Origin of the sequence: Ruminococcus sp. N15.MGS-57 (assembly GCF_000980385.1) — a bacterium.
Taxonomy (GTDB): domain Bacteria; phylum Bacillota; class Clostridia; order Oscillospirales; family Ruminococcaceae; genus Hominimerdicola; species Hominimerdicola aceti.
This window is the reverse complement of sequence record NZ_LARF01000031.1, coordinates 1-22769: the sequence shown is the minus strand read 5'-3', so window position 1 is coordinate 22769 and position 22769 is coordinate 1. Positions and strand designations below refer to the sequence as shown.

The following is a 22769-nucleotide window of genomic DNA, read 5'->3' as shown; positions in this document are numbered from 1 at the left end:
AGATGTAGGGGAGAGTTTTTGCGGTTATCGGACAATGTTGTCATCGTGGCTTGTTACTTCGACGGGCGAACGGTGTTCGCCCCTACATATACATTGTGCGGTCATTAGAATTTGTGCAATAAAACAAAAACAGGACAGCCCTCATGAGCTGTCCTGTTTGCGTTAATGCGAATTATTCTTCTATTTCTGTGGTCTTGATGTGAAGCTCTTCAAGCTGCTTCTCGTCTACTGTGGACGGACAAGCACTCATAAGCTCGCTGGCGTTCTGTACCTTTGGGAACGCTATTACATCTCTAAGGCTGTCGGCATTGCAGATTATCATGGAAAGTCTGTCAAGTCCTATGCCCATGCCGCCATGCGGTGGTGCGGCATAACGATAGGCGTCTACGAGGAAGCCGAACTTTGCTTCTATCTCTTCGTCTGTCATGCCCAGTGCTTCAAACATTTTCTGCTGAAGCTCAAAGTCTGTTATTCTCATTGAGCCTGATGAAAGCTCTGTGCCGTTGAGGACAAGATCCCACGCCTTTGCACGGACGTTTGCAGGGTCGGTGTCAAGATAGTCAAGACACTCCTCCATTGGCATTGTGAATGGGTGGTGTGCTGCTACCCATGTGTCGTTCTCGTCATCATACTCAAAGAATGGCATTTCTGTTATCCATACAAAGTTGAACTTGCCCTCCGGGATAACGCCAAGACGCTTTCCGCAGATAAGTCTGAGTGCGCCCAAAGTTGGAAGAACTACCTTGTTCTTGTCTGCACAGATGAGGATAAGGTCGCCCTTTTCTGCTCCAACGGCTGTGTTTATCTTCTCAAGATCGCCTTCGCCTAGAAACTTCTTGAATGAGCAGTTTGGCTCGTCTGCCCAGCGGATATACGCAAGACCTTTTGCACCTATGCCCTTTGCGTGCTCAACAAGCTTGTCGATCTCTTTTCTTGTGTATGTTGCCGCACCGCCCTTGACGTTTATTGCACGAACTGAGCCGCCTGCCTCGATAGCTGACTTGAATACCACAAAGTCTATATCCTTAACGGTATCTGTGATATCCTGTATCTCCATGCCGAAACGTGTATCAGGCTTGTCAGAGCCATAACGGCTCATAGCGTCTGCAAATGTAAGTCTTGGCAGTGGGAGCGTTACCTCTACACCGAGTATCTCTTTGAAAAGCTTTTCGATATAGCCCTCAATACAAGCCTGGATATCCTCCTGATCGACAAAGGACATCTCAAGGTCTATCTGTGTGAACTCAGGCTGTCTGTCAGCTCTAAGATCCTCGTCACGGAAACATCTTGCAAGCTGGATATACCTGTCATAGCCTGATATCATAAGGAGCTGCTTGTATATCTGCGGTGACTGTGGAAGTGCATAGAACTTGCCTGCGTGAACTCTTGAAGGAACGAGGTAATCTCTTGCACCCTCTGGGGTGGACTTCATCATCATAGGAGTTTCTATCTCAAGGAAACCATTGTCATAGAAATACTCTCTTGTTATCTGAGCGATCTTATGACGGGTGATGATATTCTTCTGAAGCTTTGGATTTCTAAGGTCAAGGTAGCGGTATTTGAGCTTCAGCTCATCGTTTACCTTATCTGAGTTTGTTACCTCAAACGGTGTTGTTTCAGCCTTTGAGAGAATTCTCAGGTCTGTTACGGCAACTTCTATCTTGCCTGTTTTTAGCTTTTCGTTCACGCTCTCACGAGGACGTACCATACCCTTTGCCATGAGGACATACTCGCTTTTTACAAGCTGAGCCTTTTCAAAAACGGCTCTGTCAGTTTCATCATTGAATGCAAGCTGTACAAGTCCAGTTCTGTCACGGAGATTGATGAAGATAAGGTTGCCCATATCTCTTACTCTGTCGGCAAAGCCGCATACAACGACTTCCTGCTCTGTTTCAGGCACTTCGCCGCAGTAATGGGTCCTGCGTAAGCCCTTCATTGTATCAAGTTTCATTTTACATTACTTCCTTTTCTTTGGGTTTATATTGATAAAAATTATTCGTCGCTTTCGTCTGTTTTGCTGACGGCAGGCGGGAAGCTGTCGAGATAGGCTCTGACGAACTTCTTCTTGTTGTCCCAGAACATGAGGAACAATCCCACGAGCCATATTGCGGCAAAGCATACTGCGCCTGTTTTCTCTTCCAGTGCCACAAGCATAAGGGTGAGGAAAAGCACAATCACCGTCCATATGACGCCCACAACATAGGCATAGATAGGCTTTCTGAACTTGCCGTATATCCTAGAGCCGTTGGGGGTCTTTTCTACCTTGCCATAAAAGCCTGTTGAGCCTCCGTCACGCTTTTTGGCGGTGTGGTGGAATATCTGAAAGCTTTCGGCGTCTGTGCGGTAGCCATAAAAAATGGTATCGTCACGGTGGTTTTTCATGAACTTGCTTTGGGAGAGAATGTTTATGGTGGGTCTATGCTCGATAAGGTCACCGTCAAGCTTTCTGAGAACTCTTTTGGGCGAAAGTGAGGTCTCCACCTCATAGGTCACGGGTCTTATTGCAAGCATTATTTATCTTCCTTTTTATCGGGATAATCAGCAGGGTCAAAGACCTTGTCGTTTATCTTTATCTGTCCGCCTGTGTGGGTGTTGCAGAGCATACCATAGATAGTGCCGCATTTTGTACACCTGAACTGGTGGAAAAGCTTTTCAGCATACCACTTGTTGTCGTTATCCATTATCTTATCAAGTGGGCAGGTCTGATAGGTCATTTCAACTTCCCCTGCCAGCAGCATTCTTGCAAGAGAACCTATGCAGAGCATATATTCCTGCGGAGTGTGTATTTCTACCAGAGGTATTTTCTCGCACTGTTCACATCTCATTGCTTAGTTCTCCTTTCCGATAAATTTCTCTATATCAGCATCGATATCCTTGAACATATCCGCCATGAGGGCGTTTGAAAAGTTCTCGGCAATGGTGTTGTCAAGCCTGATATCTGTCTGCTCGCCTGTTGCCATGTTTTTGAGCTTTGCAACGCCTGATTCTATCTCGTTGTCGCCAAGCACCATAACGAACTTTGCACCTGTTTTGTTTGCATACTTCATCTGAGCGTTAAGTCCTTTGCCTATAAGGTCATATTCTACGAAACAGCCCTCTTCTCTAAGCTCGGAGGCTATGCCCATTGCCTTTTTAAGGGCGTCCTCGCCCATTGGTACGATATAAAGGTCGCAGGTCTTTGGCTCCATATAGTCGCAGCCCTGAGCGTCCATTACCATGAGAAGTCTTTCAAGACCAAGACCGAAACCGAGGGCAGGGGTTGGCTTTCCGCCAAGCTGCTCGATAAGTCCGTCATAACGTCCGCCACCGCAGACTGTGCCCTGTGCGCCTATCTCATCGGTGATGAACTCGAAAACTGTTCTTGTATAGTAGTCAAGACCTCTTACTATCTTAGGGTTGATGTCAAAGTCGATGCCCATTACGGAGAGGTACTCCTGAAGCTTCTCGAAGTGTTCTTTGCAATCATCACAGAGATAATCGAGGATAACAGGGGCGTCCTTGCCAAGCTCCTGACAGTGTTTGACTTTACAATCAAGTATTCTCATTGGATTTTTGTCAAGTCTGTCCCGACAGGTCTCGCAAAGCTGGTCTTTTCTTGCGGCAAAATACTCTTTCAGAGCCTTGCGATATTCTGCACGGCAGGTTGGACAGCCTATAGAGTTGATGTTGAGCTTGATGTTTCTGAGTCCTGCTCTGTCAAGAACGCTTTTTGCAAGTGAAATTACCTCTGCGTCTGCTCTTGGGCTTTCAGAGCCGACCATTTCACAGCCGAACTGGTGGAACTCTCTGAGTCTGCCTTTCTGTGTATTCTCGTGTCTGAAAAATGAGAGGATATAATAGACCTTTTGCGGCAGACCCTCGTTCATAATGCCGTTTTCAAGGACAGCTCTCATTGTGCCTGATGTTCCCTCCGGGCGGAGTGTGAACTTTGAGTCGCCTGCTGCGGAAACTGAATACATCTCTTTCTGAACAACGTCTGTTGTTTCGCCAACAGAACGCACGAACAGACCTGTTTCCTCGAAAGTTGGTACTCTTATTTCTTTGAAGCCGTATATTTCGGCAGCTTCGGAAACTATCTTCTCTACAGTGTGCCACTTATAGACCTTTGAGGGAACAATGTCTTCTGTGCCTTTTGGCTTTTTAACTATCAATGCCATATAATAACGATCCTTTCTGTATTTTGTCTTGAACTTTTGAATACCGATATCGTTTAAATAGCTGTGATATCGGAACGTTGTTAATAAACGGGCGAACACTGTTCACCACTACATTAAAGAGCCTTGGTGCTGTAATTACAACGTTTCAAATTTCAAAATCGTCAATAAAACCTTTTTTTATATAATAACCGAATTTAAGACATTCGTCAAGTGCTGTTGTGCTGCCTTTTTCGGTCATTGACCAATTATTTCGCTGAGTGCTGCCACGGCTGGCAGGGCAGGGGATAATTTTCTGTGTGAAAAAGTGCTCTGCAAGCTTTTTTGCACGCCGCATATGATATGCGGTAGTGACTATAATAATGCTTTTGCAGTTTGGGAAATGCTTTTTTACAAGCTTGGCTGCGTTTTGCAGATTTTCCACGGTATCAAGAGAATGTGTTTCCACAGTTATGGCGGAGGTCGGTATGCCGCATTTTTCGGCGGATATGAGCATGGCTTTATATTCTGCCATGTCACCAAGGGAAGTCTTTTGCACTTTTCCGCCGCAAAATATGAGATGTGGGGCTTTTCCCTCGTGAAAAAGCTTTGCCGCAAGGGGAACACGATAGTCGCAGGCTTTGCGGCTTCCCAGAACTATTATGACGTCGGCAGTTTCGCCTTTATAGTCAAGACCCTTGAAAAGAAGCTTGTCTACTATTTCGGGGGTGATGTTTTCTTTTGTTAACTGGCTGGCTTTCATTGTTATACCGCCTTTGCTTTTTGGTGTGCTGAGATAAGGTATTCGAGAGTGAGTGAAGAGCGAAAAAGCGGGACGTCGCATTCTTGTTTCACAGAAATTGAGCTGCTCCACTACGAGTGGTGGATAAAAAAATAAAGCCGTCCCCTAGTAAGGGACGACTTTTACCGTGATACCACCCTAATTATCCGAACACTTTCGTGCCGGATCACTCTAACGCTTTAACGCAGCTATACGTCCGTTCTTGAACAAACGGAAGCTCCAAGGTGTCCTTCTTCCTGCCCTTTGTGTGAACCCTCTCACCAACGGCTCTCGCTGAAACATAAGAACGGAATACTCTCCCTTTCATCGCTTTTGTATATGAAATTTCAATTATATCTTTGTAGGATTAACGATATCTCTCCAGTCAAGATCGCCTCGCTCAAGTGCATGGATAAGCGCTTCAGCGGTGGCAATGTTTGTGGCTACCGGAATGTTGTGTACATCGCAAAGTCTGAGGAGATTCATATCATTAGGTTCGTGTGGCTTCACTGAGATAGGATCTCTGAAAAACAGAAGCAGGTCTATCTCGTTGCAGGATATTCTCGCTGCGATCTGCTGGTCGCCACCCTGTGAGCCACTGAGATAACGCTGAACGTTAAGGCCTGTTGCTTCGGCTACCATTTTTCCTGTAGTACCGGTGGCACAAAGATTGTGCTTGCTGAGTACACCGCAATAGGCGATACAGAACTGTACCATGAGTTCCTTTTTTGTGTCATGAGCAATAAGTGCAATATTCAATGGAAACCCCCCGTTTATATATTAGTATATTAATGAACAAATAAGTTTCGTTATATAAAACAGCCGCACTACGCGCAGATATCCTCACGCACACGGCTGATAATATACTCAGACCTTGATGGAGAGGGGTATATGCTCGCCCTTTATTCTTCTTGAAATAGCAGAGAATGCAAGGAAGCCCATAGAGCTTGATGAAAGCGGCGCACCCTTTCCTGTTGCAAGAGGGATAGCACTGTCCTCAGGGATAACACCCAGAAGCTGAACGCCGACTGTGTCGATGATAGCGTCAAGGTCGTCCATTTCGTCAAACTCGAATATTCTCTTGTTTGCCTTGTTGATAACAAGTCTTTGCTTCTGATTTCCTCTCTTATAGAACTCATCTGACATCATTCTCGCATCTCTTACGCATACAGGGTCAGGAGTTGTAACTATAAGAATAAGGTCGGAATTAGTAACTATATCAAATACAGAACCGTTGATACCTGCAGAGGTGTCAATGATTATGTATTCAAAATACTTTCTCATTTCCTGTGTGATCTTTTCGATATCCTCAGCCTTGAGCTGAACGAACGGGTCGGACGGAGCACAGAGAACGCTCAGGTTTGAAGCAAGCTTAACAGTTGTTGTTGCCTTGTATACGTCGCAAGTACCCTCAAGAACGTCACCTAGATCGTATGTAATATTACCCTGCATACCAAGCATGATATCCATACATCTCAGACCAAAGTCAAGCTCAATTATAAGTGTACGGTTTCCCTGCTTGGCAAGGGCATAACCGAGACAGGCGCTTATAGAAGATTTGCCTGTTCCGCCTTTACCGGAAGTAACTGCAATAATTTTTGACATAAAACTCATTGCTCCTTTCATATATCAATCCTGCGGCTGACCGCAGAACGCATCAGCAATAATAACTTGCCCCTTCACAGCCGTGAAAAGGCAGATTTAAGAAAACGTTTCAGTACCCTCCGCAGGCAATGCGGAGAAGCATAGCGTTACCTAATAATATTGTACCACATATTTTGAAATTGTCAAAGACATTTGTACAAAAAAGTACAAAATCGTTAATTCACCTTAATTTGTACTTTTGTTTTTGTCAATTTTGCACAATGCCATATCAGTGCTACAGAGTTTGTAATAATAAATCATAGCAAACCGATAAATTTATTATACAATAATATTATTAATGCTATAAAAATTATTTTTGAAAATTATATAACAAAATAAAAAATCGGACAGGTAGTTATAATTTTTGGGACAATACATATAAATGTACAAACTTTGAAAACAGAAAGCGAGGAAAAGGGTATGTTTATCAAGACAATAAAAGTAAGAAAGCCAACATTTGCGGTGATCGGGGCGGTTCTGGCGGCGTTGGCACTGTTGGCGGTGATAATAGTGACAGTGGTGAGGATATCGTCGCCTGCGGTGTACGAGATGAAAAGCGAAGCGCAAAGACAGGCGTTTTTGAAAGAAATGGGCTGGGAGGTGTCTGACGAATACGATGAATGCAAGGCGGTGACCATACCGAAAGAATTCAATGAGGTGTATGAAAAGTATAATAAGCTTCAGAAGCAGCAGGGCTTTGATCTGGAGGACTATAAAGGGAAAACCGCTGAGGTGTATACATATGCTGTGAAGAATTATGGGAATAAGAAGCAGGAGGTCAGGGCTAATCTTATCGTCTGTGAGGGACAGCTTGTGGGAGGAGATGTATGCTCAGCGGAACTGGACGGATTTATGCAGGGGCTGAGGAAAAAGTAGGCGTCTGAGCGTGGAACGCCGGAATTATGCAAAAGGGGAAACTAAAACGCCTGTGGAGCATATCTGCAGGCGTTTTATTGCTAAAACTTCTGCGCATATTTGACTTTTGGCGGTATCGTATGCTATAATCTTTATAAGAAAATTGTCAGAAAGGCTTTTGCTATGAGACTTGATAAATTTGTTTCTTCACAGCGTAATGATATTTCCCGAAGCATGGTGAGAGAGCTTTGCAGAAAAGGTCAGGTGACTGTAAACGGAAAGACCGCCAAGGCGGCTGATACTAAGGTCAGCGAAAACGATATTGTTGCTGTAAAGGGCGTGGAGATATGCTATAAAAAGTTTGTCTATATAATGATGAACAAGCCGCAGGGTGTGGTTTGCTCCACTTGTGACGGAGAGTCGAAAACTGTCCTTGAGCTAGTACCTCCTGAGATGTTCAGGGAGGGACTTTTCCCTGCGGGCAGGCTCGATAAGGATACTGAGGGCTTTGTGCTTCTCACTGATGACGGAGCTCTCGCCCACAGAATGTTGTCCCCTAAGACCCATGTTCCGAAAACCTATTTCGTCAGACTTCGTGACCCTTGGCAGGAAAATTATGCTCAGGCGTTCGCTGAGGGCATGACTATCGACGGCGGAGAGAAATGTTTGCCTGCGGAATTTTCCGCAAGTGTGAACTGTCCCGATGAATGTACTGTTGTGCTTCATGAGGGTAAGTATCATCAGGTCAAGAGAATGTTTGAAAAGCTGGGAAATAAAGTTGTTTTTCTTAAGCGGATAAAGATCGGAGAACTGCCTTTAGATCCGGACCTGCCTCTTGGAAGCTGTTTAGAAATAATGCACAAAGATGTTGAAAGATTATTGACAGCGAAATCGTTTAAATGTAAGTAATTACCTATTCTATGTGAATTTTCGTCAATATTCATAATGAGATATAATAAAGTTTAGTAAAAAAAACTCTTGCGGGTATGTTAAAAATTTGTTATGATTAAAGCATAGCTAATTAGGATATTAGTAAAATTCAAATAGGGAGGTCCTTTTTTAATGGCAAGTGTATCATTAAGGGAAATTTATAAGAAGTATGCAGGCGGCGTTATCGCTGTTTCAGACTTCAACATTGAGATCAAGGATAAGGAGTTTATCATCCTCGTAGGTCCTTCTGGTTGTGGTAAGTCTACAACACTTAGAATGATCGCAGGTCTTGAAGAGATCAGTGAAGGTGAGCTTTACATCGGCGACAGACTTGTAAACGACATCGCTCCTAAGGATAGAGATATCGCAATGGTATTCCAGAACTACGCTCTGTATCCTCACATGACAGTATTTGAGAACATGGCATTCGGTCTGAAGCTCAGAAAGGTACCAAAGGACGAGATCGCAAGAAAGGTAGAGGAAGCAGCAAGAATACTTGACATCGCTCACCTTCTTGACAGAAAGCCAAAGGCTCTCTCCGGTGGTCAGAGACAGCGTGTAGCCCTCGGTAGAGCTATCGTTCGTGAGCCACAGGTATTCCTTCTTGACGAGCCTCTTTCAAACCTCGATGCTAAACTGAGAGCACAGATGAGAACTGAGATCTCTAAGCTCCATAAGAAGCTCGGTACTACATTCATCTATGTAACTCATGACCAGACAGAGGCTATGACAATGGGTGACCGTATCGTAGTTATGAAGGACGGTTACATCCAGCAGATCGACACACCAACAAATCTTTACAACGATCCAGTAAACCAGTTCGTTGCAGGATTCATTGGTTCACCACAGATGAACTTCATCGACGCTAAGCTTCTCAAGGTAGACGGCAAGTATGTTGTTGAGTTCGGTTCTGAGGATACAAAGACAACAAGAGGCGTTAAGTATCAGGTAACAGTTCCAGAGTCTAAGGTAGATCCTGAAGTTCTTGAGCCACTGGTTGATCAGGAAGTTGTTCTTGGTGTTCGTCCAGAGTGTATCCACGATGAGCCTGCATTCCTCGCTCAGGCTACAACAGGCGTTATCAACACAACTGTTGAAGTAACTGAAATGATGGGTGCTGAAACATATCTGTACCTCAACTGCGAGGGTATCCAGCTCACAGCTAGAGTTTCACCTCGTTCTGACGTTCGTCCACAGGATGAGCTTAAGGTTGCTATCGATCCTAACAGAATCCATATCTTCGATAAGGAAACTGAGAAGGCAGTTCTTAACTAATAAGAATTTTTATCATATTGATATAACCAAAAAGTACGGCTTTGTCCGTACTTTTTGTGTTATATGCGGTGTGAAACCGATTTCGCTATCATAGATTAGAAAGGTACAAATAATGAATACAAAAAAATTGTTGGCAGTGCTTGTGAGTGTTGCTATGTGCGGAGCGGCTTTTGCAGGCTGCGGAAATAATGCGGACAGCTCAAAGGCTGAAAGCAAAGCGGAGTTTTCAAGCTCGCAGGTTGAAAAAATGCCTGAAACTGACGAGGAGTGGACGCAGGCTATGTATGACAAGGCTATGGTGTCATACGGCAACACTTCTATGATGCAGAATGTTATAAAGAAAGCACAGTCAGGCGAAAAGGTCACTGTGGCGTATCTTGGCGGCTCTATCACTGAGGGTATTTCTGCCGGTGCAGACGGCTGTTATGCTAAGCTCACTTATGATTATTTTGCACAGAAATTCGGTACGGGGGATAACGTCCAGTATGTGAACGCAGGTCTTAGCGGTACGCCGTCTAAGCTTGGAATACTCAGGCTCGACAGAGATGTGCTGGCTTATGAGCCTGACATATGCTTTATCGAATTTGCAGTAAATGACGGCACTGAGACTGACTATCAGAACGCTTACGAGTCCATAGTCAGAACGCTTTTGCAGAAGAATATCACTCCTGTTCTGCTGTTCTCGGTGACAGAAAACGATCATTCTGCTCAGGATTATATGAAGCAGATAGGCGAGTTTTATCACCTGCCGATGATATCATACTGTGACGCTCTAAGATATCTTTTCGCAAACAACAGAATGACTTGGAAAGATTTCTCTGACGATCAGTCACACCCTAACACTGAGGGTCACAAGCTTGTGGCTTCAATGGTGGACTACTATTTTGACACTGTTATGGACGTTGCACCAGAGGGCGATTATGTTATGCCCACAGACACTGTTTTCTCTCCACGAGAGGTGGACGCTCATATGTATGAGGGCGACAGCCTTACACCAACAAGCCCTGGAAGTTGGAAGGAAGGCTCTACTATCGCAAGCTTCACAAATGGCTGGACTTACGACAACACCGGAGATAACAGCCCTATCGTATTCGACTTCAAGGACAAAAAATTCTTGTACATGATATACAAAGAGGTGAAGCAGGGCGAGTTCGGCAAGCTTCATGTTAAGGTAACAGCAGACGGAGAGGTGTATGACGAAAGCGATTACGATACCATAAGCCCGTCAGGCTGGGGAAATGCTCAGATACAGAATATCGCCATGATGCCTGAAGCAACTAACTATACCGTTGAGATATCAATGGCGGCAGGCGATGAGGACAAGCATGGAGAAGTGCTTGCCTTTGGCTATACTGAATAGCTGTTTGAAATTTTAGCAAAAATAATAAGGCAGATGGTTTTTTTAGCGGCTGTGGGAACGGCTTGCTCTGGAAAGCCGTCTGCCTGTTTTTTGTGTGTATTTATGTGGCGTTATGCTTAGAATTGTAGGGGACGGCGCCCTCGACGTCCCGCTTCGGGGAGTTGCGAGGTTTGAGTTTCCATAAACCATGTGGGTGAACTAAACGGGCGAACACTGTTCGCCCCTACATTGTTCGTGCGTTGTTTCGCAAATTGTTGTCAACAATAAGATAACAAAAGTTGTGTCATTGTCACAGAAATTCGTGAAATCAGGGCGGATTAACTGCATTTTTGCGTATTGCAAAAATCAAAAATAAATGTTATAATCAGTTGTGTATCACTATTTTCAGAAAGGCAGGCGGATAATGTGGCGGAAAAGATAAGCGAAAAAATACAAAAGAAAAAACCGAAAAAACTTATAAATATGATATTCTCACAGAAAACCACTATTATCCTGCTTCTTGCATTGCAGCTTATTTTCATTTTTATCATCTTCCAAAGCTTCGCTGTGCATTATGCCTATCTGCATATCGTTTTTTCTACTGTGGCTATCGTGCTTGCTATCTATATCCTTAACAGCAGCGAGAACCCTGCCTATAAATTGGCATGGATAGTACCCCTTGTTATCGTGCCTATCTTTACGGTGGTGCTTTATATATTACTCAAAAATCAGTTTTCAACAAGAAAGGTCAGAAACCTTTATGCTAAGAAATCCGCCAATACAAGACCTTTTCTTAAAACAAATAAACAGATAATGAGCTATCTCCATGAAAGTGAGCCTGACTTTTATAAGCTTGCAAACTATGTGGATAAGTCGGGGGGCTACCCTGTCTGCGGTAATACGGAGGTCACTTATTTTCCCCTTGGCGAAGATAAGTATAAGGCTATGCTTGAGGAGCTTCAGAAAGCTCAGGAGTTTATCTTTATGGAGTATTTTATTATCGACGACGGCGAAATGTGGCGTGAGATAGTTAAGATACTTCTTGAAAAAGCTAAGGCGGGCGTGGAGGTAAGACTGCTCTATGACGGCATGGGCTCTCAGTTCACTTTGCCTTTCAGATATAAGAAAAAGCTTACCGACCAAGGGGTAAAATGCCTTGTTTTCAATCCTTTCCGCCCTATGCTTTCTACTATACAGAATAATCGTGACCATAGAAAAATTCTCGTTATAGACGGCAACGTGGCTTTCAACGGGGGCGTTAATATTGCCGACGAGTATATAAACCGCAAAGAGCGTTTCGGTCATTGGAAAGATACCGCCGTTATGCTAAAGGGCGACGGCGTTTGGAATTTCACCATGATGTTTCTGCAAATGTGGGAAGTCATCTCAGGTGATAAAACTGAGTATAATATGTACCGCCCCACTGTAAAAAACGTTGTGAACAACGGCTATGTTATCCCCTACGGTGACTCCCCTCTCGATGACGAGAATGTGGGCGAGCTTGTCTATATGGATATGATAAACAATGCCAAGGATTATATCTATATCTCTACCCCGTATCTTATTCCTGACAACGAAATGCTCACCGTCCTGGGCTATGCGGCAAAAAGCGGTGTTGATGTTAGGATAATCACTCCTGAGATACCTGATAAATGGTATGTGAGCGTTATAACAAGGTCTTTCTACAGAGATCTTGAAACGCTGGGTGTGAAAGTCTATGAGTATAAAGGCGGCTTTAACCACGCCAAAATGTTCCTCTCGGACGATAAGTCAGCTGTGGTGGGCACGATAAATCTCGACTACAGAAGCTTGTATCTCCATTTTGAGTGTGCAACTTATATGTACAAAACAAGTTGTATAAAGGATATAAAAGCGGACTTTGACGATATGTTTGAAAACCGCTGTCATAGAATAACACATGACGATATAAATAACCGCAGCTTCTGGTCAAGGTTCATGTCGGTCATTCTCAGGACCATTGCGCCTCTTTTGTAAAAATGTATTTTACGAGGCATCAGGGGAAAAATAAGCCTATCTTTGCTTTTGCATAGCTTGGAGGGCTTTTATGATACTTCTGAATAAATTGTTTTCGGCAGAAAAGTCTGCAAAGGGCAGAGTGGACTATCCTCTCTTGCTTCTCGGTGCGGTCATATATGGCGTGAGCGTTGGGTTGGTTTTAAGCCCTAACGAAATTGCCCCCGGAGGTGCTTCGGGGCTTGCTGTCATGTTGTCAAGATTTCTGCCTCTTGGTGTCGGCTCGCTTACAATGGCGATAAATCTTCCTTTGTTGGCGGTTAGCCTTTATGTGTTCGGCTGGCATTTTCTTTTGGGAACTGTTGTAGCTATTGCAGTTTCAGGTCTGACTGCGGATATGTGTACGCTTTTTACACCACTTACAAATGATATTTTTCTCAGCGCAATAGCAGGCGGTATTCTGTTGGGCGCAGGCTGTGGGATAGTTTTTCGTTCAGGGGGAACAACAGGCGGAACTGATATCGCCGCTAAGCTTATCAAAAGGAAAAAGCCCTACATGGCGGCAGGGCAGATCTTTATGCTTGCAGACGGTGTGATATGTGTGCTCAGCGGTTTTGTTTTCGGCAGTATCGACAACGCACTGTATTCGTTCTTTACACTGTGGGTTTTCTCAAAAACATTGGATATGATGCTCTACGGCGGCGACAGAGGAAAGCTTGCGCTGATAATAAGCCCTGCCGCAGATAAAATACTCCATAGGCTCCTTAATGAGGGCAACTTGGGGTGTACGGTCATAAAAGCCCGAACGGGATACACGGGAGAGGACAGAGATCTTATACTTTGCGCAGTGAGAAAACGCAGGATAACGGACGTTCGCAGGATAGCGGCGGAAACTGACGAAAAGGCTTTCGTGCTTGTGGGTGACGTGAGCGAGATAATAGGCGAGGGTTTCAGGCTCTCTGATGAATACTTCTGAAAGGACATTACAATGGACATAAAAGATTTTAAGGGACACATTTTCGACTTGGACGGCACTCTGACAAAATCAAATCACGTTTGGTCAAAGATAGACGAGGAATTTCTCGGCAAGCGTGGGATAAAAGTGCCTGAGGACTATTTCAAGCAGGTGTCTGCAATGAATTTCGAGCAGGCGGCTGTTTATACAAACGATAGATTTTCTCTGGGTGAGAACATTCAGGATATAATGAAAGAATGGTTCGATATGGCGGTGTATGAGTATACGAACGTTATCGGGCTTTGCGGAAACGCAGGGGAGTATGTGCGAAAGCTTAAGGAACAGGGCAGGAAGATAGCATTGGCGACCGCTTCAACTGAGGAGCTTTATAAGCCTGTGCTAAAGAGAAACGGCATTTTGGATCAATTTGATTGCTTCGTGTCTACAGAGCAGGTGGAGAGGGGAAAAGGCTTCCCTGATGTTTATGAGCTGGCGGCTGAAAAACTGGGGCTTGAAGCAAAGGCTTGCGTGGTTTATGAGGATATCGTTGAGGGCATAAAGGGAGCGAAAGCCGGTGGGTTCTTTGCTGTGGCTTGCTTGAATGACCATTACTCGCATGACTGGGACGAGATGAGAGAGATCGCAGATGCGACCGTGGAGGACGGGGAGTTTCCGGTTTAATGAGGAATGAGGAATGGGCATAGCTGACCATAGTTGTGCACAAGTATAAAGTAGAAGTCAGCGCCGAGCAGAGCGAGCACTTAAACGCAGGCTCAAGCCCGGCGTTAGAGGGCTTGTGGGTTCTTAGGGCAAAGCCCTAAGCGGAGCTTGAGGCAGAGCCTCATTCGGCGACAGCCGACAAGGTGCAGATTTAATTAGAAAAAGCACGCAAAAGTCTGATGTCAAATAAAGGTAATATCGGAGCAAAAATCTGCACCGCCTACCCTATCCCTAAGTAAATGTAAATCCGCAAAGAGCGTAGCGATTTTGCGGCATGGCAAATTTGCCCGAAGAAAAATAATCATCGCCGACAGGCGATACCATAATTCCTCACTCCTCATTCCTCACTCCTCACTCGACAAACGATAAAATTTACAAAAAATTAATAAAATCCTTTGACAAATGATTGACAAAGAAGAACACAGATGTTATAATTGTAGTACCTCTTTATGAGGTCTATTTTTTTGCGCTCTTTTTTGAGCGTGAAAAAGCATAAGTTACCTCAGGGCTGTGTGACAGCTTGCGTGAAAACGTATGAGGGAGGCAGACGTACCCTGAATGTTCTTGCGGGGTATAAATTTCGTCAGGAGGTGCCGAAATGAGAGTAAAAATTACACTTGCTTGTACTGAGTGTAAGCAGAGAAACTACAACACTAAGAAGAACAAGAAGAATGACCCTGACAGACTTGAAATGAACAAGTATTGCAAGTTCTGTAAGAAACACACTCTTCACAAAGAGACTAAGTAATATTGAAAGGAGCTATTTCTAATGGCTAAAAAAACAGATGTTACTAAGTCTTCAAAAAAGGATACCGGCAAGGATCAGAAGAAAAAGGGCGGAATAAGAAAATATTTCAGAGAGCTTAAAGCTGAAATGAAAAAGGTCGTTTGGCCTACAAGACAGCAGGTGACTAAGAATACGGGAGTTGTTCTCTCGGTAATGGTCGTTATGGCTCTGTTCCTTTTCGGAGTTGATTCAGGTCTGGGTGCAGCTATCAAGGCTATCCTTAAAATCGGCGGCTAAGCCGTCACAGCGGTTTTGACAACATCAATATGGAGGTAAGAAACATGTCAGAAGAAGCAAAGTGGTATGTTGTTCACACTTATTCAGGTTATGAGAATAAGGTAAAAAGCAATATTGAAAAGGTTGTTGAAAACCGAAACCTTCAGGATCTGATCCCTGAGGTAATGATCCCAATGGAGGAAGTTACCGAAGTAAAGGGCAATAAGATCGACAAGGGCGACAGAAAGCTTTTTCCAAGCTATGTGCTTGTAAAAATGGTGCTTACAGACGATTCATGGTATATCGTTAGAAATACCAGAGGCGTTACGGGCTTCGTTGGTCCTGCGTCAAAGCCTGTTCCGCTGACCGATAAAGAGGTCGCTGCACTGGGTGTTGACACACAGAGAAGCGCTAACGTTCAGGTCGGCTTCAAGGAAGGCGACAACGTCGTTGTAACAGCAGGCTCATTCGAGGGCTTCACAGGAGTTGTGGAGAAATTCGATATGGAAGCACAGACGGCAGACGTCAGAGTATCTATGCTGGGCAGAGAAACAACTGTTACTATGCCGCTGACACAGATAAAGTCTGAGGAATAAGGAAAAAGGCGGTAAAACTCCGCAAACATTCGTGAAAATGGAAGCAAAGCCGTCAATGACGGTTCGGATATACGGCTTCCGGAAACGTGGGAGAGCGTATGGCGCTCGCCTTACCACTTAATTATGGAGGTGCGAACAAATGGCACAGAAGGTAGTAGGCTATATTAAGCTTCAGATTCCAGCAGGAAAGGCAACTCCTGCACCACCGGTTGGTCCAGCTCTTGGTCAGCACGGTGTAAACATCATGGCGTTCACAAAGGATTTTAACGAGAGAACTAAGAACGATATCGGTCTTATCATCCCTGTTGTTATCACAGTTTACGCAGACAGATCATTCACATTCATCACCAAGACTCCTCCGGCAGCAGTTCTCATCAAGAAGGCTTGCAAGATCGAGTCAGGTTCCGGTGTTCCTAACAAGACTAAGGTCGCAACTATCACAAAAGAGCAGCTTCAGAAGATCGCTGAGCAGAAGATGCCTGACCTGAACGCAGCAAACATCGAGAGTGCTATGAGCATGATCGCTGGTACATGCCGTTCAATGGGCGTTGTAGTTGAGGACTAATCAATCGTACTGTGCATTCATGCACGGCAATGGTGGGAGGAATTTTCCGCTAACCGACTAGATATCCACTGTCGGTATTACCACTTAATGAGGAGGAAATATTAATGAAACATGGCAAGAAGTATGTTGACAGCTTCAAGGCTATCGACAAGGCTAAGCAATATGACGCTCCTGAGGCTCTGGAACTTGCAGCTAAGGGTGCTAAGGCAAAGTTCGATGAAACTATCGAGCTTCACATTCGTCTGGGCGTTGACTCAAGACACGCTGATCAGCAGGTAAGAGGTGCTGTTGTACTTCCAAACGGAACTGGTAAGACTGTAAGAGTTTGCGTATTCTGTAAGGAAGACAAGTATGAGGCTGCTAAGGCAGCAGGCGCTGACTATGTTGGCGGCATGGATCTCGTTGAGAAGATCACAAAGGAAAACTGGATGGATTTCGACGTTGTAGTTGCTTCACCTGACATGATGGGTGTTGTAGGACGTCTTGGTAAGATCCTCGGACCTAGAGGACTTATGCCAAACCCAAAGGCAGGAACTGTTACTCCAGACGTAGCTAAGGCTGTTACAGAGGCTAAGGCTGGTAAGATCGAGTATCGTCTTGATAAGACAAACATCATTCACTGCCCTATCGGTAAGGCTTCATTCGGTGTTGAGAAGCTCGAGCAGAACTTCAACACACTTATCAACGCTGTTGTAAAGGCTAAGCCAGCCGCTGCTAAGGGTCAGTACCTTAAGAGCGTAGTTGTAGCTTCTACAATGGGCCCTGGTATCAAGATCAGCACTGCTAAGTACGGCAACTAATCTGATATAATCTGATAACAGATAAATATTGAATTTTTAAGGGACTTGTGCTAAATGCATAAGTCCCTTTTTTATATATTCCCACAATTTGAACCACCCATGTTCAAATATTTGCATTATCAAGAAAAATTAACAAAATAATTTTTAAAGTAATCGTTTTACCCTGTTGCATTATTTTTTCTATGTGTTATAATATCAATTGAGCCGTAAGGTTCAGATTTTTGCAAGGAGTGATAATTATTAATATCTTTTATAACGAAAAAGATAAGGCTTTCAAGCTGAGAGCCAATAATACAGACTATATGATGAAGGTCTGCGAGGAGGGCTACCTCGCTCACGTTTACTATGGAAATAAAGTCCCTGACGAGGATCTGACTTATCTTCTCCGTCTTGACGAAAGCCCTTTTACCCCTGCCACTAACGACCGTGACAGAGCAAGCTTTATGGATACTCTGCCTTTTGAATATCCATGCTTCGGTCTTGGTGATTACAGAGAGTCTGCTTTCAAAATAATGGACGCTGACGGTATGTCGACTAGCGATCTGAGATATGTTTCTCATAAAATGTATGAGGGCAAACCAAAGCTTGAGGGTCTGCCTGCTACTTTCGCTACTGAGGAAAGCGGTTGTTCAACTCTCGAGATAACAATGTATGATAAGTATGCCGATATCGAAGTCGTTCTTATCTACACAGCTTTCGATAAGCTTGACGTTATCACACGTTCCGCTGTTATCACAAACAAGAGCGAAAAGCCGTTCAAGATAACAAGAGCCCTTTCAGCTTGCGTTGATTTTGATACAGACAAAATGGATATGATTACACTCAACGGCTCATGGGCTAGAGAAAGAGCTGTTGAAAGATGCAGACTTCACCATGGTAAACAGCTTGTTGATTCCTGCAGGGGCGAATCATCACATCAGAACAATCCGTTCGTTGCTCTTTGCGACAATAACGCTGACGAGGATAAGGGCGAGGTTTTCGGTTTCAACTTTGTTTACTCTGGAAACTTCTATGCTCAGGCAGAAGTGACTCAGCATAAGAAAACTCGTTTCCTTATGGGTATAAATCCTCTTGACTTCGAGTGGCTTCTGGAAAAGGGCGAAAGCTTCACTTGCCCTGAGGTAGTAATGGTGCACTCTGACGAGGGTATAGGCAAAATGTCAAGAACTTTCCATGACCTCTATAGAAACAACCTTATCAGAGGCGAGTATAAGGATAAAAGACGTCCGATACTCATTAACAACTGGGAAGCTACTTACTTTAATTTCGATACTGACAAGCTTATAGATATCGCTAAGGAAGCTTCAAAGCTTGGTATAGAAATGCTTGTTATGGACGACGGCTGGTTCGGTCATAGAGATTCTGATAACTCATCACTGGGCGATTGGTTCGTTTATGAGAAGAAGCTCATGGGCGGTCTTAAATATCTTGTTGACGAGGTAAATAAGCTTGGCATGAAGTTCGGCATTTGGTTCGAGCCTGAAATGATATCCCCTGACTCTGAGCTTTATAAGGCTCACCCAGACTGGGCTATCCAGATAAAGGGCAGACCTTTGACTCTTTGCAGAGAGCAGTATGTTCTCGACTATTCAAGAAAGGAAGTCAGAGATCATGTTTACGGCATGATGAAGAAGATTCTCGACAGTGCGAATATCGAGTACATCAAGTGGGATATGAACAGACAGCTCACAGAGGTCGGCTCGGCTACCCTGCCTGCTGAAAGACAGAGAGAGCTTTGGCACAGATATGTTCTCGGTGTTTATGACCTTATGGACAGACTTACAACAGATTATCCTCATATCCTGCTGGAGAACTGCTCAGGCGGCGGAGCAAGATTTGATCCCGGTATGCTTTACTACAGTCCACAGATATGGTGCTCTGACGATACAGACGCTATCGAAAGACTTAAGATACAGCACGGCACTTCAATGTGCTATCCATGCTCAGCAATGGGTGCGCACGTTTCCGATTGCCCTAACCATACTGTTGGAAGAAACACTCCTTTCAAAACAAGAGGTCACGTTGCTATGGTGGGTACTTTCGGCTATGAGCTTGACGTAACAAGGATACCGCAGGAGGACAGGGACGCTATCCCTGCACAGATAGAGGAGTTCAACAAGTTCAACAAGCTTGTAAGAACAGGCGACCACTACAGAATAGGCAATATGTTTGAGGACAACACCTGGGACGCTTGGGAGTTCGTTGCAAAGGACAAGAGCGAAGCACTCTTTGAATTCGTTCAGGTGCTTGGCAGACCAAACGAAAGATCAAGACGTATCAAGCTAAAAGGTCTTGAAGCTGATGCTTACTATTATGAGGAGAATGAGCCTGACAAAAAGATATCAGGTGCGGCACTTATGAATGCAGGTATCAACATCGCAAAGATGTGGAACGGCGACGGACTTTATGGCGACTTCTGCTCAAAGATTCTTCATTTTATAAAGGTGTAAGAGCAAAGCGTTTATCAAAGTTGTGGTAAGTTTAGATAAATACACAAAAGACTATTGACAATTTGAAGATATTGTAGTACAATAATTGTGAAATAAGTTCAAATTTTAAAGGTGGAGATCTTCCACCTTTAAATAACACATAGATGTAAACGAATACAACTTATAAGGAGAATTTTTATGAGGTTAAAAAAGCTAATGGCAGTGGCTTGTGCCGCCGCCCTTACAGTGACAGCTTTCGCAGGCTGCTCAAAAAAGAACGATTCCTCCAGCGGCTCTGACAGCAAGGGCGACGCTAAGAAGGAGTATTACAACGCTCAGCCTGTTGACACTGGCTGGGAGTGGGGAAATGTCGAGATAGTTGACGGTGGTTTTATCCCTGACGTCATCTATAACCCTACTGAGGAGGGGCTTATCTACGCCAGAACAGACATGGGCGGCGCTTATAAGTATAATAAGGATACTCAGCGCTGGGAGTGCATAACAGATTGCTTTGGTGGCGACGATTGGAACTATAACGGAACAGAGAGCCTTGCAACTGACCCTGTTGAGCCAAACAGAGTTTATCTTGCGGCTGGTACATACTCCACAAACAATGGTGCAATATTTGCTTCTGACGATTACGGCAAGAACTGGACTATCTGCGAAATGCCTTTCGGCATGGGCGGTAACGAGGTCGGAAGAGGCTGTGGTGAAAGACTTCAGGTAGACCCTAACGATAACTCTATACTTTACTTCGGCTCAAGAGCTGACGGACTTTGGAAGTCCACAGACTATGGCGCAACATGGAACGAGGTCACTTCATTCCCTACAAAGGGCGGATATACTGAAGACGGATATTCTATCGGACTTACATTCGTGGCATTCGATAAATCAAGCTCTGAAAAAGGTCAGGCAACAAAGACAATAATCGTTGGCTCAGCAGGAACACAGGGGGATTATCTCTATCGTTCTGATGACGCAGGCGAAACCTGGACAGCTATCCCTAATCCAAAGTCTGAGGCTACAGGCGACAAGACCGAGAAGCTCAAGCCTTGTCAGGGCGAGATATCTTCTGACGGATATCTCTATTCAACATGGTCTTATAAGGTAGGACCAAACGGCGCTTCTGACGGAGCAGTTCAGAAGTATAACCTTAAAACAGGCGAGTGGACAGAGATAACTCCTGAGAGATCTTATACTTGCGGTTACAATGGTATCTCAGTAAACCCTAACGACCCTAACATGATAGTATGCACAACTCTTGACCTTTGGGCATATTTCGACAACCTTTTCGTTTCCTATGACGGAGGCGAAACTTGGAACGGCATTTGGAGCTGTGACGAGAACGGCAAGACGGTAAACAACTTTGATCTTGATATAAGCAATGCTCCTTGGCTGGATTGGCAGGGACAGCTCAAGCCGGGCTGGTGGATGACAGGTGTTGCTATCAACCCGTTCAACCCAGATGAAGTTCTTTACACAACAGGTGCAACTATCTTCGGCACATCAAATCTTTCAAAGATAAAGGACGAGCCTGTTGACATAAGCGTAAAGGCAATGGGCATTGAAATGACAGCTATCTTTGACTTCGTTTCACCTCTCGATAATGGCGAGGGTACTCCTGAGCTTTATTCTACAATGGGCGACCTTTACGGCTTCCGCCATGATGATGTAACAAAAGCTCCGCAGGAGCATTATGGCGACTTCAAGGCGACATCTATAGATTGTGCGGCACAGGATTATAAGATAGTAGTAAGAGCAACAGACGATGGCGACGGCTCAGTTTACTATTCAACAGACGCAGCCGAAACCTGGCAGGCAGTGGAAACACTTCCGGAGGGTGTTGAGGAGAAAGCAGGCGGCACAGCTAAGCTTTCCGCTGACGGCAAGACCATTTTCTATCAGAGCGGTACAACAGGCGTTGCTGCGGCAGTAACAAGCGACTTTGGCAAAACATGGACTACCTGCGAGGGACTTCCTGCCGGTGCAGTTATTGAAACAGATAAGGTAAATCCTGATAAGTTCTACGGCTCATATGACGGAACGTTCTATATGAGTACAGACGGTGGAAAGACTTTCAGTCCTATAGCAAATATGCTCGTTTCAGCAACATCAATAAAAGCTTGTCCTGATAAAGAGGGCGACCTTTGGATACCTGTAGGTGCGGGCGGAGTTTACTATCTTGACTCATCAACAGGCACTCTCGCTCCTACATCTCAGGACGTTACACTGTGCGATGCTATTGGTCTTGGTAAGGCAGAAAAGGACGGCGACTACATGGCACTCTATATGATGGGCGAGGCAAACGGCGACGGCTACGGAATCTACCAGTCCACCGACAAGGGAGTAACATGGAAGCGTATCAATGATGACACACAGAAATGGGGCAACGTTAGAAAGATAATCAGCGGCGACCCTAAGGTATACGGCAGAGTTTATGTAGGCACTGACGGACGTGGTATCATTATGGGAAACGTTAAGCAGTAATATATTATAATATAGCGAACAGAGCGGTGCAGATAGTGCCGCTCTGTTTTTGTCTTTGCCCGAATGCAAAGCATTTCTGCACATTGTATAAGTGAATAAAATAGGAAGTGCAAATTTGTGCATTGTTATGATAAATCTTAAAATCATCTTAGCAAAATTACAAATGCTTGCATTTGGTGCAGATTTTTGTTATTATGTTACTGTAAGAACAAATCAGAAGATACAGACAATAGAAACCTGCTAAGAAAAATCAATAGGCAAAATGAACAAAGTTGAGAAAAGA

The 22769-nt window shown here is 44.4% G+C and carries 21 protein-coding genes and 1 other annotated feature; of the genes, 14 read left to right on the top strand and 7 right to left on the bottom strand.

Features of this window, described 5'->3' with window-relative positions:
* Positions 1 to 172: 172 nt before the first annotated feature.
* The 7 genes from aspS to WS40_RS07550 form a co-directional block, all read right to left on the bottom strand.
* Positions 173 to 1936, bottom strand: a complete 1764-nt coding sequence (aspS, locus tag WS40_RS07580; RefSeq protein ID WP_046441538.1) for an aspartate--tRNA ligase — start codon at positions 1934 to 1936, stop codon at positions 173 to 175.
* A gap of 56 nt (positions 1937 to 1992) precedes the next feature.
* Positions 1993 to 2511, bottom strand: coding sequence for a hypothetical protein (locus WS40_RS07575; protein ID WP_046441526.1), 519 nt, complete (start codon positions 2509 to 2511; stop codon positions 1993 to 1995).
* A complete protein-coding gene (locus tag WS40_RS07570) occupies positions 2511 to 2825 on the bottom strand; it encodes a hypothetical protein (RefSeq protein ID WP_022287018.1) in 315 nt (104 codons plus the stop codon). The genes WS40_RS07575 and WS40_RS07570 overlap by 1 nt, the downstream gene beginning before the upstream one ends.
* A 3-nt stretch (positions 2826 to 2828) precedes the next feature.
* Positions 2829 to 4157 carry a histidine--tRNA ligase gene (gene hisS / locus WS40_RS07565; RefSeq protein WP_046441524.1) on the bottom strand — a complete coding sequence of 443 codons (1329 nt, stop codon included), beginning with the start codon at positions 4155 to 4157 and terminating at the stop codon, positions 2829 to 2831.
* A gap of 145 nt (positions 4158 to 4302) precedes the next feature.
* Positions 4303 to 4896, bottom strand: coding sequence for a YdcF family protein (locus WS40_RS07560; RefSeq protein ID WP_046441522.1), 594 nt, complete (start codon positions 4894 to 4896; stop codon positions 4303 to 4305).
* A 147-nt stretch (positions 4897 to 5043) separates the two neighbouring features.
* Positions 5044 to 5251 (bottom strand) — a binding site (T-box leader).
* Positions 5252 to 5265: 14 nt separating this feature from the next.
* Positions 5266 to 5673, bottom strand: coding sequence for a methylglyoxal synthase (gene mgsA / locus WS40_RS07555; protein WP_022287015.1), 408 nt, complete (start codon positions 5671 to 5673; stop codon positions 5266 to 5268).
* 108 nt (positions 5674 to 5781) lie between these two features.
* Positions 5782 to 6519 carry a P-loop NTPase gene (locus WS40_RS07550; RefSeq protein WP_022287014.1) on the bottom strand — a complete coding sequence of 246 codons (738 nt, stop codon included), beginning with the start codon at positions 6517 to 6519 and terminating at the stop codon, positions 5782 to 5784.
* 432 nt (positions 6520 to 6951) lie between these two features.
* Between WS40_RS07550 and WS40_RS07545 the strand changes: the two genes are divergently transcribed.
* The 14 genes from WS40_RS07545 (at position 6952) to WS40_RS07480 (ending at position 22486) form a co-directional block, all read left to right on the top strand.
* A complete protein-coding gene (locus tag WS40_RS07545) occupies positions 6952 to 7434 on the top strand; it encodes a DUF4830 domain-containing protein (protein ID WP_325208480.1) in 483 nt (160 codons plus the stop codon).
* A gap of 162 nt (positions 7435 to 7596) precedes the next feature.
* Positions 7597 to 8322, top strand: a complete 726-nt coding sequence (locus WS40_RS07540) for a pseudouridine synthase (protein WP_046441518.1) — start codon at positions 7597 to 7599, stop codon at positions 8320 to 8322.
* Positions 8323 to 8475: 153 nt separating this feature from the next.
* Positions 8476 to 9618 (top strand): ABC transporter ATP-binding protein, encoded by a 1143-nt coding sequence (locus WS40_RS07535; RefSeq protein WP_022287011.1) that lies wholly within the window; start codon positions 8476 to 8478, stop codon positions 9616 to 9618.
* A gap of 112 nt (positions 9619 to 9730) precedes the next feature.
* Positions 9731 to 10978, top strand: a complete 1248-nt coding sequence (locus WS40_RS07530; protein WP_046441517.1) for an SGNH/GDSL hydrolase family protein — start codon at positions 9731 to 9733, stop codon at positions 10976 to 10978.
* Positions 10979 to 11383: 405 nt separating this feature from the next.
* Complete coding sequence (cls, locus tag WS40_RS07525) at positions 11384 to 12952, top strand: cardiolipin synthase (protein WP_242991886.1); 1569 nt, start codon at positions 11384 to 11386, stop codon at positions 12950 to 12952.
* 70 nt (positions 12953 to 13022) lie between these two features.
* Positions 13023 to 13907, top strand: a complete 885-nt coding sequence (locus tag WS40_RS07520) for a YitT family protein (RefSeq protein WP_046441515.1) — start codon at positions 13023 to 13025, stop codon at positions 13905 to 13907.
* Positions 13908 to 13919: 12 nt separating this feature from the next.
* Positions 13920 to 14567, top strand: coding sequence for an HAD family hydrolase (locus WS40_RS07515; protein WP_046441513.1), 648 nt, complete (start codon positions 13920 to 13922; stop codon positions 14565 to 14567).
* Between the two features lie 637 nt (positions 14568 to 15204).
* On the top strand, positions 15205 to 15354 hold the full coding sequence (rpmG, locus tag WS40_RS07510; protein WP_002848320.1) for a 50S ribosomal protein L33: 150 nt from the start codon (positions 15205 to 15207) through the stop codon (positions 15352 to 15354).
* A gap of 21 nt (positions 15355 to 15375) precedes the next feature.
* Entirely contained in the window at positions 15376 to 15630 is a 255-nt protein-coding gene (gene secE, locus WS40_RS07505) for a preprotein translocase subunit SecE (protein WP_022287006.1), read from the top strand.
* Between the two features lie 44 nt (positions 15631 to 15674).
* A complete protein-coding gene (gene nusG, locus WS40_RS07500; RefSeq protein WP_038672647.1) occupies positions 15675 to 16205 on the top strand; it encodes a transcription termination/antitermination protein NusG in 531 nt (176 codons plus the stop codon).
* Between the two features lie 139 nt (positions 16206 to 16344).
* Positions 16345 to 16770 carry a 50S ribosomal protein L11 gene (rplK, locus tag WS40_RS07495; RefSeq protein ID WP_022287004.1) on the top strand — a complete coding sequence of 142 codons (426 nt, stop codon included), beginning with the start codon at positions 16345 to 16347 and terminating at the stop codon, positions 16768 to 16770.
* Positions 16771 to 16874: 104 nt separating this feature from the next.
* Complete coding sequence (rplA, locus tag WS40_RS07490; RefSeq protein WP_022287003.1) at positions 16875 to 17570, top strand: 50S ribosomal protein L1; 696 nt, start codon at positions 16875 to 16877, stop codon at positions 17568 to 17570.
* 239 nt (positions 17571 to 17809) lie between these two features.
* Positions 17810 to 20020 (top strand): alpha-galactosidase, encoded by a 2211-nt coding sequence (locus WS40_RS07485; protein ID WP_046441534.1) that lies wholly within the window; start codon positions 17810 to 17812, stop codon positions 20018 to 20020.
* A 177-nt stretch (positions 20021 to 20197) separates the two neighbouring features.
* Positions 20198 to 22486 carry a cellulose-binding protein gene (locus WS40_RS07480; RefSeq protein ID WP_046441509.1) on the top strand — a complete coding sequence of 763 codons (2289 nt, stop codon included), beginning with the start codon at positions 20198 to 20200 and terminating at the stop codon, positions 22484 to 22486.
* Positions 22487 to 22769 lie beyond the last annotated feature (283 nt).

Excerpts from the sequence above, each read along its gene's own strand:
- nusG (WP_038672647.1), top strand. The coding sequence starts at position 15,675 with ATGTCAGAAGAAGCAAAGTGGTATGTTGTTCACACTTATTCAGGTTAT.
- WS40_RS07515 (WP_046441513.1), top strand. The coding sequence starts at position 13,920 with ATGGACATAAAAGATTTTAAGGGACACATTTTCGACTTGGACGGCACT.
- WS40_RS07550 (WP_022287014.1), bottom strand. The coding sequence starts at position 6,519 with ATGTCAAAAATTATTGCAGTTACTTCCGGTAAAGGCGGAACAGGCAAA.
- hisS (WP_046441524.1), bottom strand. The coding sequence starts at position 4,157 with ATGGCATTGATAGTTAAAAAGCCAAAAGGCACAGAAGACATTGTTCCC.
- WS40_RS07540 (WP_046441518.1), top strand. The coding sequence starts at position 7,597 with ATGAGACTTGATAAATTTGTTTCTTCACAGCGTAATGATATTTCCCGA.
- aspS (WP_046441538.1), bottom strand. The coding sequence starts at position 1,936 with ATGAAGGGCTTACGCAGGACCCATTACTGCGGCGAAGTGCCTGAAACA.
- secE (WP_022287006.1), top strand. The coding sequence starts at position 15,376 with ATGGCTAAAAAAACAGATGTTACTAAGTCTTCAAAAAAGGATACCGGC.
- WS40_RS07520 (WP_046441515.1), top strand. The coding sequence starts at position 13,023 with ATGATACTTCTGAATAAATTGTTTTCGGCAGAAAAGTCTGCAAAGGGC.
- rplK (WP_022287004.1), top strand. The coding sequence starts at position 16,345 with ATGGCACAGAAGGTAGTAGGCTATATTAAGCTTCAGATTCCAGCAGGA.
- WS40_RS07575 (WP_046441526.1), bottom strand. The coding sequence starts at position 2,511 with ATGCTTGCAATAAGACCCGTGACCTATGAGGTGGAGACCTCACTTTCG.
- WS40_RS07480 (WP_046441509.1), top strand. The coding sequence starts at position 20,198 with ATGAGGTTAAAAAAGCTAATGGCAGTGGCTTGTGCCGCCGCCCTTACA.
- WS40_RS07560 (WP_046441522.1), bottom strand. The coding sequence starts at position 4,896 with ATGAAAGCCAGCCAGTTAACAAAAGAAAACATCACCCCCGAAATAGTA.
- WS40_RS07570 (WP_022287018.1), bottom strand. The coding sequence starts at position 2,825 with ATGAGATGTGAACAGTGCGAGAAAATACCTCTGGTAGAAATACACACT.
- WS40_RS07535 (WP_022287011.1), top strand. The coding sequence starts at position 8,476 with ATGGCAAGTGTATCATTAAGGGAAATTTATAAGAAGTATGCAGGCGGC.
- WS40_RS07530 (WP_046441517.1), top strand. The coding sequence starts at position 9,731 with ATGAATACAAAAAAATTGTTGGCAGTGCTTGTGAGTGTTGCTATGTGC.
- rpmG (WP_002848320.1), top strand. The coding sequence starts at position 15,205 with ATGAGAGTAAAAATTACACTTGCTTGTACTGAGTGTAAGCAGAGAAAC.
- rplA (WP_022287003.1), top strand. The coding sequence starts at position 16,875 with ATGAAACATGGCAAGAAGTATGTTGACAGCTTCAAGGCTATCGACAAG.